The following is a 13,830-nucleotide window of genomic DNA, read 5'->3' on the forward strand; positions in this document are numbered from 1 at the left end:
GATGGCCGTCGTGCTCGAGGTCGCGGGGCTCGTGCTCGTGGTCGCCGGGACGGCGTTCTTCACCGCCGGCACGCTGGGCCTGATGCGGTTCCCCGACGTCCGCACCCGCCTGCACGCGCTGACGAAGGCCGACAACCTGGGACTGGGCCTCCTCCTCGGCGGGGTCGCGCTCCTGCTCGGCGAATGGCGTACGGCGGCTCTCCTGCTGATCGCGTGGCTGTGCGCGCTGATGGCGGCATCGGTCTCGGCGCACGTCCTGGGCTCGCTGAACGCGAGCGCCGACCCCCGCGAGCGCGAACGCGCCGCGTCGCCCCGGGACGGCGCGTGACGCCGGCCCCGCTCACCGCGGTCGACATCGCGCTCGGGATCGCGGCGATCGCGGCCGCCGCCGTGACGCTCGCGGTGCGCTCGCGCGCGACGCAGGCCCTGGGGTTCCTCGTGCTCGGGGCCCTCCTCACCGGCGTGTGGCTGTCGCTCGGAAGCATGGACGTCGCGCTGGCGGAGGCGGCGCTCGGCAGCGGCATCCTCGGGGCGATCCTCGTGTGGCTCGCCGTGTCCGGTCCCCGCCGCGCGGACGCCTCCGCGCCCGCCCGCCCGCCCCGACGAGCCGCGCGCGTCGCGATCGGTGCCGTGACGGGCGCGCTGGTCACGCTGGTCGCCGCCACCGCGTGGGTCCGCGTCGCGGACACGCTGCCGCGGTGGGACTCGCCGCTGCGCGCGCGGCTGCCGGACACGGGCGTCGCCCACGACGTCACGGGCGTGCTGCTCGCGTTCCGCGCGTACGACACCCTGCTCGAGTCTGCCGTGCTGCTGCTGGCCGCGGTCGCCGTCCTCGCGCTCGGCCGCGACGACGGCCTGACGCAAGCGGCGCACCGCCGTCCGACGCCGCCGTCCACGCTGGTGTGGGCCGTGCGGATCAGCGCACCGCTCCTGCTGCTGTTCGGCCTCTGGCTGCTGTTCGCCGGCAGCTCCGACTCGGGCGGCGCCTTCCAGTCCGGCGCGGTGCTGTGCGCGCTGCTGATCCTGATGCACACCGCGGGCTTCTCGATGGCCGGGTTCGCGCGGCACTGGATGCGCCCGCTCCTGGTGGTCGGCGTGATCGCGTTCATCGTCGCGGGCGGCGCCGGCCCCGTGCTGGGTGATCCGTGGCTGACGTGGCACCCGGCCTGGGCCTTCGCGGCGATCCTGACCGTCGAGACCCTGCTGACGGCGGGGATCGCCGCGGGGCTCTTCGCGATCTACCTCGCGCTCGAGAACCCTCGCGGCCTCTCCCCCGCCCGGCCCGCGCGGCGCGGGGAGCGGGAGGACTCCGGCGCATGACCGTCACGCTCTGGTATCTGCTCGTCGGCAGCGCGATCGCCGTCGCGGCGTGCGCGCGCATGCTGCTGTCGCGCGACCCGGTCGGCCGGCTGATCGCGATGAACGTCGTGGGCGCGGGCGCCTTCCTGATCATGCTGGCCCTCGCCGCGCGCTCGGAGCAGTTCGACCCCGTGCTCGCCGCGCTCGTGATCACCGGGCTCGTCATCACGGTGGCGTTCACGGGGCTGGGCGCCGTGCTGATCCGCCGGATCGAGGGCGCCGAGGCGGCGGACGGGGACGACGACGGGGACGACACGGGCGACGACGGCCGCTCCGGCGACCGGGCGGGAGGTGAGTGATCGTGACACACCTCACACAGCTCGCCCCCGCGGCGCTGGTCCTGCTGCCCCTCCTGGCCTCCGCGGTCAGCGTCACGCTCCGCGATGTGCCCCGCCGGATCCTCGGCTGCGTCGTCGGCGTGCTCGTCCTCGCGCTCACGGTGCCCGTGCTCGTCGCCGTGTCGGGCGGCACGGTCGTGGCGATGCCGCTCGGCGGCTTCGCCGCGCCGCTCGGGATCTCCGTGCGGGTCGACGGGATGTCGGCGGCGTTCCTCGCGCTCACCGCGCTGGTGGGCGCGGCGGTGTCCGTGTACGCCGCGGCGATGCCGTCGTCGACCGGGGTCGCGCTCGTCTCCGACGGCACGCGGCCGGCCGCATGGCGGGCCTCCCATCCGGGCTTCTGGCCCCTGTGGCTCGGGTGCTGGTCCGGCCTGAACGCCGTGTTCGTGTCGGGCGACCTCTTCAACACCTACGTCGGCCTGGAGCTGGTGGGGCTCACCGCGGTCGCGCTGGTCGCTCTCGGCGGACCGGGTTCCTGGGCTGCGGCGCTGCGCTACCTGTTCGTCGCGGTGATCGGCTCGCTCCTGCTGCTGATCGGCGTCGCGATGGTCGTGTCGCTCACCGGCACGCTCGACATCCCGCAGTCGGCGGACGCGCTGCGCGCACTGCGGAAGACGGACCCCGCGAGCGCCGAGCCCGCGCTGGGTCTGGCGATCGTGCTCATGACGGTCGGGATGGCGCTCAAGGTCGCGCTCGTGCCGATGCACCGGTGGCTCATCCCCGCGCACGCCGGTGCGCCCGGGGCGGTCTCGCCCCTCATGTCCGCGCTGGTGGTGAAGGCGGCGCTGTTCGTCGTGCTGCGCATCTGGCTGGACCTGCTCGGCCGGCCGACGCCACCCCTGGTGGGTCTCGGCTGGATGCTGGGTGTGCTGGGCGCCGCGGCGCTGCTCGTCGGCTCGGTTCTCGCGCTGCGGCAGTCGCGCCTGAAGCCGCTCATCGCGTACTCGACGGTCGCCCAGGTGGGGTACTGGTTCCTGCTGTTCCCCGTGCTGGTGGCACCCGACACGGAGAACCTCATCGACCAGCCGGCGATCGCGCCGGAGACGGCCGAGGTCGTCGCGGGGGCCGTCGCGGCCACGGTCATCCTGGCGCTCGGGCATGGGCTCGCCAAGGCGTCGCTGTTCCTCGCCGCGGGGTTCCTGAAGGACGCGTACGGCACGGACGAGATCGCGCGCCTGCGCGGCGTGGGACGTCACCATCCCGCCCTGGTGCTCTCGATGGGTCTGTCCGCGATCGGGCTCGTCGGGCTCCCGCTGTCGCTGAGCTTCGCCGGAAAATGGCAGCTGGCCACCACGGCCGTGGCCGCCGGCCACTACTGGATCCTGGCCGTGCTCGTCGTGGCGACCCTCCTCTCGGGTGCCTACATGCTGAAGATCCTGGCTCCGCTCCTGATCGAGGCGCAGGACGGCCTGCCCGGCGACGCCGCTCCGAGCCCGGCGCCCGGGGATCACCCGGCGCTCGCCCGGGCCATCCCGCTGGCCCTGGCGATCCTGGTCATCGCCACGGGCTTCGCGGGAGCCTGGCTCAACGACCTGCTCGCGGTGGGTGATCTGCGATGACGGCTCTCCCCGACGCGCTCGTGGCGTCCGTCCCGCTGATCATGGTGCTGCTGTCACTGCTCGCGGCCGTGGTGATCTTCGCGCTGCGCGACGACCAGGTGCGCCCGCGCACGGCCGTGAACCTGGTCGCCGCGGTCGCCAAGATCGGCCTCATCGTCGTGCTGATCCCGCCCGTGGTCGAGGGCGGAGCCCGGCCCGAGTTCGTCATGCCGTTCCTGCCCGGCATCGATTTCGTGCTCCGGGTCGACCCACTCGCGCTGTTCTTCGGCGGCCTCTCGGCGCTGCTGTGGCTGCTGACGACGATCTACGCGATCGGCTATCTGCGGGGCAAGCCGCACCTGAGCCGGTTCTTCGGGTTCTTCTCGCTGTGCGTCATGGCCACCGTCGGGATCTCGTTCTCGGGGAATCTCCTGACGTTCCTGGTCTTCTACGAGGTGCTCACGGTCGTCACGTATCCCCTGGTCGCCCACTGGGGCGACCGCCCGTCGCTGCGGGCCGCGCGCGTCTACCTGCGCTACGCGATCACGGGCGGCCTCGCCGTGCTGATCGGCGTCGTAACGCTGACGATCTACGCCGGACCCGTCGACTTCGCCGAGGGCGGTGCCCAGGGCGTGGCCGACCTGGCCGCGGAGTCACCCGCCGTCGCGATCACGATCTTCGCGCTCCTCGTCGGCGGGCTCGGGGTCAAGGCGGCGCTGTTCCCCTTGCACGGCTGGCTGCCGCGCGCCATGGTCGCGCCGGCGCCGGTGTCGGCGCTGCTTCACGCCGTCGCGGTCGTCAAGGCCGGCGTCTTCGGGATCGTCCGCGTGGTCGACGACGTCTACGGCGTGAACCTGGCGCAGAGCCTCGGCGTGCTCGCGCCCCTGGTCGTGGTGGCGTGCTTCACGATCCTGTACGGCTCCTACCAGGCGCTCCGCTCCCGCGATCTCAAGCAGCGCCTCGCGTACTCGACCGTGTCGCAGGTGAGCTATGTGGCCCTCGGGATCGCGCTGGCGACACAGCTCGCCGTGGCCGGCGGGGTCGTGCACCTGGTGCACCAGGGCATCATGAAGATCACGCTGTTCTTCTGCGCCGGCCTGTTCGCCGAGCAGCTCAAGGTGTATCGCATCGACCAGCTCGACGGCCTCGGCTACCGGATGCCGCTGACCTCCGCCGCGTTCACGGTGGGCGCGCTCGGCATGATCGGGCTCCCCCCGACGGCGGGCTTCATCTCGAAATGGGAGCTCGGCCAGGGCGCTCTGGTGTCGGACCACCCCTGGGTCCTGTGGGTGCTGATCGCGTCCTCCCTGCTCAACGCGGCCTACTTCCTCCCCCTCGTCTACCGGCTGTGGTTCCGGGATCCCGACGCGTCCCCGGGCCTCGCCCGCGTGACGGAGCCCGCGATGATGTCCGTCCCCGCCGCCATGACGGCCGCCTTCACACTGCTCGTGGGCCTGGCCGCCTCCGTCCCGTTCTCGCCCCTGGCCATCGCGTCGTACATCGCGGAAAGGGTCTTCGGATGACGCCCGCGCCCGCGCTCGGCAGCGCGCTCGTCCTCGTGACGCTCGCGGCGCCACTCGCGCTCGTCGCCCTCCTGGCCGTCGCCGGCTGGGCCCCGGACGAGCGTCGGCACCGGTTGCGCCGCGCGCTCGTCTTCCTGTCCCCCGCGGCGATCGTGCCCGGCGTCGCACTCGCGCTGCTGGCGGACACCGGCGGGGGCACCGCGGGCGCCTCGGGGACCTCTCTGACGATCCCGTGGCTGCTGCTCGGCACGCACTTCGCCGTCGACGACCTGGGGCGGCCGCTGCTGATGATCGCCGCCGTGCTGTACGGCGGGGCCCTGAGCGCCACGGGCTGGATCAAGATGCGCGACGCCGAGCGCCGCGGGGCCGCGCTGTGCGGGTTCCTGCTGACCGCCTACGTCGGCAACATCGGGACCTATCTCGCCGCGGACTCCGTGACGTTCTACCTCTCGTTCGCCGTGATGAGCTTCTCGGCCGCGGGCCTGGTCGTGCACTATCGCACGCCGACGGCGCATCGCGCGTCGCGCGTGTACCTGACGCTGTCGGTGCTGAGCGAGAGCGCCATCCTGGCCGCGCTGCTGCTGACGGTGTCGGCGGGAGGCATGCTGCTCGCCGACGTCCCCGCCGCGGTCGCGGAGTCGGATCGCACCGGGCTCGTCCTGGGCCTGCTCCTGTTCGGGTTCGGGGTCAAGGCCGGAACGGTGCCGCTGCACATCTGGCTGCCCCTCGCCCACCCGGCTGCGCCGCCGGCGGCCTCCGCGGTGCTGTCGGGCACGATGGTCACCGCGGGCCTGATCGGCTGGCTGCGCTTCGTGCCCGTGCCCGGCGCGAACGGACCCGGTGCCCTCGGCTCCGGCCACGACGCCGGGATCGTCGCGAACGCGGGCTGGACGCTGCTGATCCTCGCGCTGGCCGGAGCATTCCTGGCGGTCCTCTTCGGAGTCCTCCAGAACGACCCCAAAGTGATCCTCGCGTACTCCACGATCTCGCAGATGGGCTTCATCAGCGCGGTCATCGCGGTGGGCATGATCGTCCCCGAGCTGTGGCCGGGCACATCCACGGCGGCCATCCTGTATGCCGTGCATCACGGTCTCGCGAAGGGCGCCCTGTTCCTCGGGGTCCCCGTGATGAAGCACTTCGGAAGCGGCGCCGCGAGCGTCGTGGCGATGCTCGGCATGATCGGGGCTGGCCTCGTGATCGCAGGAGCACCGCTGACGTCGGGCGCGCTCGGCAAGTACGTGTCCAAGGACGCCGTGGAGGGGATCGCCCTCGCGGCGGTCGAGCTGCAGTACATCCTGCCGCTCGTGGCGACCGGGTCCACGCTGCTGCTGATGCGCTTCGGATGGGTGCTGTGGCACAGCGAGCGCCGGCCCTCACGCGCCGTCGACGGCGAGTTCGCATCGTGGGCGGTCATCACGGTCGCGGCGCTGGCGCTGCCCTGGTTCATCGGCGTTGCCTGGTTCGACGAGGGCGCGCTTCCGCTGCCGTCCTGGATCCTCGGAACCGTGTGGGACGCGACCTGGCCGATCCTGCTCGGCATCGCGCTGGGCGCGGGCGCGTGGTGGCTGACGGCGCGCGGGCTCATCCCACGGCGGCTTGCGGCCGCCGACGGCACGCTCGTCGCGCCGGGCGATCTGCTGGTCCCCGAGGAGCGCGCGCTGCAGGGTCTGTCCCGGGGCGCGCAGGGCGGCCAGGCCGCCGTGCACGCGTTCACGGGGCATGTGGCCGCGCAGTGGGGGCGGATGTGGCGCGCCGTCGCGGCGCGCACGCGCCGCGCAACCGGCCGCGCGGAAGCCCGCCTGTCGGCCGCGGAGGTGTCGGGGGCCGCGGTGCTTCTCGTGCTGGGCGTGGCCGCCGCCTTCCTGGCGATCGGAGGTCTGTGGTGAGAACCCCGTCCGCATCCCCGTCCCCGCCCACCGGCCCGGGCAGGGCGCTGCGGATCGTGCGCGCGGTGGTGCTGCGCGGCGCCGTGCTCGCGCTGGTCTGGGTCGTGCTCGCGGGATGGGATGCCGCCTACGCCGGGTACGGGGCGGTGTCCGTCGGGGCCGCGACCGCGCTCAGTCTGGCGATGTTCCCCGTGACGGCACCGCCGCCGGGCACCGTGCCGCCGTGGCGACGCGCGCGGGCGATCGCGGAGCTGCCGCTGTGGTTCCTCGGCAAGTCGATCGTGGGCGGCGCCGACGTCGCCTGGCGCGCGCTGAAGCGACCGGTCGACATCCAGCCCGCCGTGGTGCGCGCGCCGTGCGTGCTCTCCGAGGGGAACACACGACAGCTCGCGCTGCTGATGATGAACCTCATGCCCGGCACGATGGTCCAGCGCGTCGTCGACGACGGCGCGACGGTGGAGCTGCACACGCTGGCCGAAGCGCTCCACCCCGCGCGCCAGTGGGAGGAGCTGCAGCATCGCGTGGCCGCGGCCTTCGGCCAGCCGACACGCTGACCGAAGGCCGCGCCGAGGCGCCCGTGGCGGCTCAGGCCCGGGGCAGGCGGAGCACGCTGGCGTACTCGCCGCCCGTGCGCACCGTCCAGGTCCCTTCGTTGCGAAGGCTCTCGTGCAGGATCTGGAGCGGCGGGACGCCGTCGGCCGGCGGCCGCTTGATCCAGTCACGACCCTGGACGGTGAGGACGAGCTTCTCCCCCGCGTGGAAGACGGTGCCCGACGCCCAGATCTCGATGTCGAGCCGCACCGGCTCTCCCGGCGTGAGCGGCTCCTCCCGGCGATGCGGATGGACCGGCACCAGGTTCGTCGAGGCGTCATCGTCGAGCTCGCGGTGGCTGGCACGCAGCCACCCCAGCGCGACGGGCCCGTCCGCGAAGAGCGCGTTGAACGGGAAGTAAACCTCGGAACCGTCGGCACGCAGCTTGCGCAGCACGACGAAGACGTCGGCATCCGTGGCCTGGTCGGCACTGAGCCAGAGCGTGAGCGAGGCCGGTCCGATGATCTCGGTCTCGGCCGGGAACTCGTACACGAAATCCGCAGACTCCGTCATCGGGTCGAACGTGCGGACCGACCCGTCGGCCGGCGCGCGTTCCGCGAGGGCGCCGGACGCGGCGTCCAGGTGCAGCGAGGTGAACTCGTCGGCCGCCGGCCATTCGGGCAGCACACGCCAGGAGGAGTCGGCCGGATCGCCCGTGTCTCGCACCTCCACGCGCACGCGAGGCCAGTCCTCGATGCCGCGCTCCTGGCCCTTCAGGAACGTGTCGAAGAAGGCGCGCTGCCGCTCCATGCTCTCGGGCTCGTAGAAGTACGCCCACTTCTTCTGGCCGTGCACCTCGAGCCACTTCTGCTCGGATCCCATGAGCGCAAAGGCGTTCAGGGTGCCGCGCGAGTGCAGCCCGTGGTCGCTCCACGACGCCACGACGTAGGCAGGCACCTCGATGTCCTCGAACGGGCCGTACTTGTCGGCGTAGTACCAGTCGTCGAACGGGTGGGCCTCGAGGTTCGCCGCCGTGTTCTCCGTGCGGGACAGCCCGTAGGAGACGTTCGTCGACACCCGGGGCCTGAAACCCGTCTCGGGAATGCCGCCGTGTGTCGCGAACTCCCGGTACCAGTCCGCGAAGCACTCCCACGGGCTGATGGCCTTGAGCGACGGCGGACGGACGGAGGCGGCCTGGTACTGCGCTCCCGCGAGATACGAGACGCCGAGCATGCCGACGTTGCCGTTGGACCATGCCCGCGACCCGAGCCACTCGATCGTGTCGTACAGGTCCTCGCGCTCCTGAGGCCCGTTGTGCGAGAAGTCCCCCTCCGAGTGCCACAGTCCGCGCGGGTCGGCGAACGCCACGGCGTACCCGTGCCGCGTCCAGTAGACCGGGTCCGGCGACTCGAATCCCGTGAAATCCGAGATCCATGCGGGGTCGACTCCCGACCCGCTGAAGGTCCGCGACGTCACCCAGTGCTTGCCGTACGGCCCCCATGCGAGGAGGACGGGAAGATCCGTCGCTTCGAACGAGGGACGATAGATGTCGAGGTAGATCGTCGTGCCGTCGCGCAGTTCCACGGCGGCGTCCTTCTCGACCACCAGGGTGTCGTGCCGGACGAGCTCATGGCCCAGCGGCGGGGGCGGCGGCTTGCCGAACACGGTGGCGGGGTCGACGCCCGGCCGCGTGATGATCTCGCGCGGCACGTCTTCTGCTGTACTCATCGGGTCCTCCTCAGAACCGCACGTCGGGGCGGGGAAGGCCGAGCTGATCGCGCAGCGTCGGACCGGCGTACTCGCTGCGGAACAGGCCGCGGCTCTGCAGCTCCGGAACGAGCTTGGTGCAGATGCGCTCGAACCCGTCGGGGTTGTACGGCGAGTTGAGGTTGAACCCGTCACATGCCGGGGTCTCGAACCACTCCTGCATCCGGTCGGCGATCGTCGCGGGGGTGCCGGCGATCCACTGATGCCCGGTCGAGCGGGCGCGGTCGAAGATCAGCTCACGCAGCGTCAGGCCCTGCTCCACCGACTTCCGCCGGTAGATGCCCTGACGGCTCGAGAGCTTGCCGATGCCGTCGAAGCGCTCGACCGGCACGGGCTCGTCGAGCTCGAGGTCGGACAGGTCCACGCCGAGGTCGCCCGCGATCTGGGTGCGCCCCTGTTCGACGTCGAGGAAGGAGCTGAGCTCCGCGGCGATCTCGTCCGCTTCGGCCTGGGTGTCGGCGACCACCGGAACGATGCCGGGGAGGACCTTCACCTGGTCGGGGTTGCGGCCCGCGTCCGCGATCATCTTCTTCACCGACGCATAGAACTCCACGGCCTGCCGGTAGTCGGGCTGTGCCGTGTAGATCGCGTCGGCGACGGCCGTGCCGAGCGCCATCCCGGGCCCGGACGAGCCGGCCTGGACGAGGACCGGACGCCCCTGCGGCGATCGGGGCATGTTGAGCGGTCCCTCGACCTGGAAGAACTCGCCCTCGAAATCGATCCTCCGCAGCTTCGCGGTGTCGAGCCAGGCGCCGCTGGCGCGGTCGACGACGACCGCGTCATCCGACCAGCTGTCCCACAGCTGGCGCACGACGGACACGAACTCGGCCGCCCGGCGGTAGCGCAGCTCGGGGTCGGGGGCCGCCGGGATGCCGAAGTTGCGATAGCCGTCCGCCGACGTCACGATGTTCCATCCGGCGCGCCCGCCCGAGAGGTGGTCGAGCGACGCCAGCAGTCGCGCGGCGTTGTACGGCTCGTACATCGACGTGGACAGCGTGCCGATGAGGCCGATGTTCTCCGTCCGTGCCGCCAATGCCGCGAGCGTGGTCATGGGCTCGAAGAACCCGTTCATCATCGTGTCGCCGCGCATCGTGGCCGTCGCATGGACGATGTCCCCGAAGAACAGCGCGTCGAGCTTCGCGGCCTCGGCGGTGCGCGCGATGTCGGTGAGGAAGTCCAGACCCGGCACCTCCTCGGCGCGGCTGCCGGGACGGCGCCAGCTGTTGCGGTGATAGCCCAGCGGCATGACGAACGTCGTCAACGCCATCTGTCTCATGTCGTACTCCTTCGTTGCTTCGTGCGGATGCGCGCTATCGGCGCGAGCCCTTGAGCGCGGCGCGGCTGGTCGCGAGCGTCTGGGTGGCGCTGGCCTCCACGGGGGTCGACGGGGTCGGCCCGAGCGTGGGGACGGGCGGCTCGGCGCCGCGCGGCGGGAGCGCGAGGCGCCGGATGACGAGCCGCAGGAGGGTCGCCAGCAGATACAGCGCGGCGAACCCGAGGATGAGCAGCACGAACGCCGCCGCGGCGACCGGTGCCCGGCCCTCGGTGTACAGCTTGTAGACCTCGACCGAGAGGAACGTCGCCTGCGGCCCCGCGAGCAGCAGCGGCGCCGAGAGCGTGCCGCAGATGATGACGAAGCACAGGACCCACCCGCTGACGAAGCTCGGCAGGATGAGGCGCCCGACGATCATGAACAGTCCCTTGGCCTTGGACGCGCCGCTGGTCCACGCCGCCTCCTCGAGGGAGCGAGGGACCTGCGCCATCGCGCCTCGCGTGGCCTGGCTCGCGATGGGCATCGTGATGATGAACAGCGCGAACATCAGGATGATCGGCGTCCCGTAGAACTGGTGGAGGAACGGCAGCCCGAGGAAGAGCCACAGCACGCCCAGCGCGAGCACGAGCCCCGGCATGGCGAGGCCGATCCACTGGCTGAACTCGATGATGCGCGCCATCGGGCCGGCCCGGAAGCGCGCCGTCCAGGTGAGGATCATCGAGGCGGTCACCGCCAGGAGCCCGCCGATCGCGGCGATCGCGGCGGTGTTGCCGTACGCCTCGATCATGCGGCTGTCGCCGAGGACCGCCTCATAGTTGCGCAGCGAATACCCGCTCGTCGCACCCAGGAAGGGCGAGAGCGAGACCATGACGAGCTGGATGCTCGGCAGCACCGTCGCGAGGAGGGCGTAGATCACGATGAGGCCGCTGAACAGCCACTTCCACTTGCCGACGTCGCGCAGGAGACCCCGGGCCTCCTTGCCGCCGACCGTCGTGAAGGAGCGCCGGCCGAGGATCCTGATCTGCACGAGCACCAGCGCGAACAGGATGATCATCAGCAGGATCGACAGCGTGCTCGCGTGGGCGTACTGGGGGCCGGTGGACTGCGACAGGTACGCGTAGATCTCGGTCGGGATGACGTAGATGTTGGCTGGTACGCCGAGGATCTGCGCGACGTCGAACGACTCCAGGAAGAGGATGAACACGAGGATCATCACGCCCGAGATCGCCGGCAGCAGCACGGGCAGCTGAATCTGGAAGAAGGCGCGCGTCGGGCTCGCACCGCTCATACGAGCCGCCTCGTCGAGCGAGTTGTCCATCGCGAGGAACGGTCCCAGCAACAGGAAGAACTGCAGCGCGACGAGCCGGATGGCCGAGGCGAACACCACGCCCCACCACGACTCCATGTTCACCACGCGCGCGGCCTCGCCGAACAGGGCCGCCAGGCCCTCGTTGATCAGGCCGATCCGCGGGTTGCCGAGGAGGCCCCACGAGATGGCGAAGAACAGACCCGGCGTCGCGACGACGATGCCCATGATGACCGGGATCAGCGTGCGCAGCGGGGTGCGGGTGCGCGTGTACACCGCCGCGAACGTCGCCGCGACCAGCGTCGAGACGAGGACCGTCACCAGGCCCATGCCCACGGTCGTCCACACCACGTCCCACGTCCGCGGGCGAGTGAGGACCGAGAGGAATGACTCGGTCGTCCAGTCCGTCTGGCCCACGGCTGCGGTGCGGAACGCGCCGCGGATGACCATCACCGCGGGTGCGACGAAGCACACCACGCACACGATCACTGCGGTGATCTGCGGGTTCGTGACGACCGCGCGGATCCGGTTCCGGCTGCGGACGAGGGTGTCGCTCATGATCGGCCGTAGCCGCCCCCCACGACGCGGTTCTGCTCGGACGCGGCGGCGAGCTCGTCGTCGTGGTCGGGCGCGTGGACGCGGAACCACAGCTTCGAGATCTTCCACTCGCCGTCGACCCGGCGGTACTCGGCGTCGTACTGCCCCTCGGACCACGGCCCCCAGATGCGCATGACGCCCAGCGCGGTCTTGAAGTCGGCCTGCAGCCGGTGCCACGTCCAGATCGCGTGGGCGGTGTCGCCGTCGACCGTGATGTTCGGGGAGGAGAGGATGTACCCGTCCTTGGAGTGGACGACCGGCAGCAGTTCCTCGGCGAACATCCCGTCGATCGCCTCCCGTCCCACGTGCACGCCGTGGTGACGGATGTCGCAGATCGCGTCCTCGGTGTAAGCCGCGGCGACGGCGCTCCAGTTGCGCGCGGCGAGGTTGCGGACGTAATCGTTGTGGAGCTTCGTGATCGCCTGGATCGACTCGAGCCGGTCGATGCGCTCGAGGAGCTCCGCGATCTGAGCCTCGGTGTTCTGGGTGGTCATTTCTGTCGCTTTCAGATGTGGGGAGGGGCGGCCACGACGCCGCCCCTCCGGTTTGTTGTTATTCCGTGAAGATCGACTGGAACATCGGGGTGTACTCCGCCATCGCCGGGCGCAGCACCTCCTGCGGCTCGAGCGTCACGAAGTCGACGTCCTCCAGCGCGGGCCACCCGTACGGCGAGGTGAGCGACGGGTCCTGGTTCGTCGGGAAGTTCCCCGACTTCAGCGCCTGCTCCTGCGCGTCGACCGTGTGCAGGTAGTTGAGGAACACCTTCGCGGCCGCCTCGGCGGGAGCGCCGTTGGCGAGCATCCACTTCTCGGTCGCGATGACGTTGCCCTCCTCGAGGAAGTGCACCTCCACGGGCGCGCCCTGGTTCGCGGCGTTGATGATGGAGGTCGTCGCCGACAGCGGCTGCAGCGGGAACTCGCCCGAGGAGATGCCCTGCAGCGCGAGCTGGTCCGTCGCCACGATCTTGGTGTTGGCGCCGATAGCGCGCAGGTCGTCCTCGGTGAGCATTCCCGCGTTCACGAGCTGCGTGAGCGTGGTCATGGTGCCACCCGGCGTCCCGGGGTTCATGAACGTCAGCTTGTCGTTCCACTCGGACCCGCCCAGCTCCGCCCACGTCGCGGGAAGGTCCGCCTCGTCGAGCAGCTCGGTGTTGTACGACATGTTGAACATGAGGGTCCACGGCGAGTAGTACATGTGCTCGCCGTCGGTGAGCTGGGTCGGGTCGACACGGCCCTCGAGCGCGGGGTTGACCTCCCACACGGCGAGCTCGTAGGGCTGCACGAAGCCCTGCTCGGCGTAGCGGTCGCCGTTGGGGTTGGAGATGACGGAGGCGACGTGACGGCCCGTCTCGTTCTCCGCCTCCAGGAGCGACTGCAGCTCGGCGCCGTAGTAGCTGCCGGTGCTGACGGTCAGCCCGGGGAAGCGGGCCTCGAAGCCTTCGTAGATCGCGACGAACTCGTCGTGGTGCCCCGCGTAGATCATCACGTCCGTCTGGCCGGACTCGATGGCCTCGTCGTACAGGGCCGTGAGCTCCTCCTCGACCTCGGCCGAGAGCCCGAGACCCTCGAAGTCGGGGCCCGAGCCGGCAGCCGCTCCGCCCCCGCCGTCCGAGGAGCAGCCGGTGAGCACGAGGGCCGGGATCGCGGCGCCGGCGATCGCGATCGGCAGGATTCGCTTGGTCAACTTCATCGTTGGTCACTCCTGTCTGCGCC

General features: G+C 71.2%; 12 protein-coding genes. 7 read left to right on the top strand and 5 right to left on the bottom strand.

Features of this window, described 5'->3' with window-relative positions:
- Position 1: 1 nt before the first annotated feature.
- The 7 genes from IEX37_RS10745 to IEX37_RS10775 are packed head-to-tail and all read left to right on the top strand — an operon-like array spanning position 2 to position 7,198.
- A complete protein-coding gene (locus IEX37_RS10745; protein ID WP_188756270.1) occupies positions 2 to 328 on the top strand; it encodes a cation:proton antiporter in 327 nt (108 codons plus the stop codon).
- A complete protein-coding gene (locus tag IEX37_RS10750; protein WP_188756271.1) occupies positions 325 to 1,320 on the top strand; it encodes an MnhB domain-containing protein in 996 nt (331 codons plus the stop codon). Before IEX37_RS10745 ends, IEX37_RS10750 begins: the two co-directional genes overlap by 4 nt.
- Positions 1,317 to 1,658 carry an NADH-quinone oxidoreductase subunit K gene (locus IEX37_RS10755; RefSeq protein WP_188756272.1) on the top strand — a complete coding sequence of 114 codons (342 nt, stop codon included), beginning with the start codon at positions 1,317 to 1,319 and terminating at the stop codon, positions 1,656 to 1,658. Before IEX37_RS10750 ends, IEX37_RS10755 begins: the two co-directional genes overlap by 4 nt.
- Positions 1,659 to 1,660: 2 nt before the next feature.
- Positions 1,661 to 3,256: a complex I subunit 5 family protein gene (locus IEX37_RS10760; RefSeq protein WP_188756273.1), complete on the top strand. Its 1,596-nt coding sequence runs from the start codon at positions 1,661 to 1,663 to the stop codon at positions 3,254 to 3,256.
- Positions 3,253 to 4,758 (top strand): complex I subunit 5 family protein, encoded by a 1,506-nt coding sequence (locus IEX37_RS10765; protein ID WP_188756274.1) that lies wholly within the window; start codon positions 3,253 to 3,255, stop codon positions 4,756 to 4,758. The genes IEX37_RS10760 and IEX37_RS10765 overlap by 4 nt, the downstream gene beginning before the upstream one ends.
- Positions 4,755 to 6,644 (top strand): proton-conducting transporter transmembrane domain-containing protein, encoded by a 1,890-nt coding sequence (locus IEX37_RS10770; RefSeq protein WP_188756275.1) that lies wholly within the window; start codon positions 4,755 to 4,757, stop codon positions 6,642 to 6,644. The genes IEX37_RS10765 and IEX37_RS10770 overlap by 4 nt, the downstream gene beginning before the upstream one ends.
- On the top strand, positions 6,641 to 7,198 hold the full coding sequence (locus IEX37_RS10775; RefSeq protein ID WP_229663216.1) for a Na+/H+ antiporter subunit E: 558 nt from the start codon (positions 6,641 to 6,643) through the stop codon (positions 7,196 to 7,198). Before IEX37_RS10770 ends, IEX37_RS10775 begins: the two co-directional genes overlap by 4 nt.
- A gap of 31 nt (positions 7,199 to 7,229) precedes the next feature.
- Here the strand turns inward: IEX37_RS10775 and IEX37_RS10780 are convergent, their stop codons facing one another.
- Genes IEX37_RS10780 through IEX37_RS10800 form a run of 5 tightly spaced genes read right to left on the bottom strand, consistent with a single transcriptional unit; the run spans position 7,230 to position 13,801 of the window.
- Positions 7,230 to 8,903 carry a CocE/NonD family hydrolase gene (locus tag IEX37_RS10780; protein WP_188756276.1) on the bottom strand — a complete coding sequence of 558 codons (1,674 nt, stop codon included), beginning with the start codon at positions 8,901 to 8,903 and terminating at the stop codon, positions 7,230 to 7,232.
- Between the two features lie 10 nt (positions 8,904 to 8,913).
- Entirely contained in the window at positions 8,914 to 10,218 is a 1,305-nt protein-coding gene (locus IEX37_RS10785; protein WP_188756277.1) for an LLM class flavin-dependent oxidoreductase, read from the bottom strand.
- Between the two features lie 34 nt (positions 10,219 to 10,252).
- A complete protein-coding gene (locus tag IEX37_RS10790; protein ID WP_188756278.1) occupies positions 10,253 to 12,079 on the bottom strand; it encodes an ABC transporter permease in 1,827 nt (608 codons plus the stop codon).
- A complete protein-coding gene (locus IEX37_RS10795) occupies positions 12,076 to 12,612 on the bottom strand; it encodes a nuclear transport factor 2 family protein (RefSeq protein WP_188756279.1) in 537 nt (178 codons plus the stop codon). The genes IEX37_RS10790 and IEX37_RS10795 overlap by 4 nt, the downstream gene beginning before the upstream one ends.
- 58 nt (positions 12,613 to 12,670) lie before the next feature.
- Complete coding sequence (locus tag IEX37_RS10800) at positions 12,671 to 13,801, bottom strand: ABC transporter substrate-binding protein (protein ID WP_188756280.1); 1,131 nt, start codon at positions 13,799 to 13,801, stop codon at positions 12,671 to 12,673.
- Positions 13,802 to 13,830 lie beyond the last annotated feature (29 nt).

The organism is Microbacterium album, assembly GCF_014643695.1.
GTDB classification, from domain to species: Bacteria; Actinomycetota; Actinomycetes; order Actinomycetales; family Microbacteriaceae; genus Microbacterium; species Microbacterium album.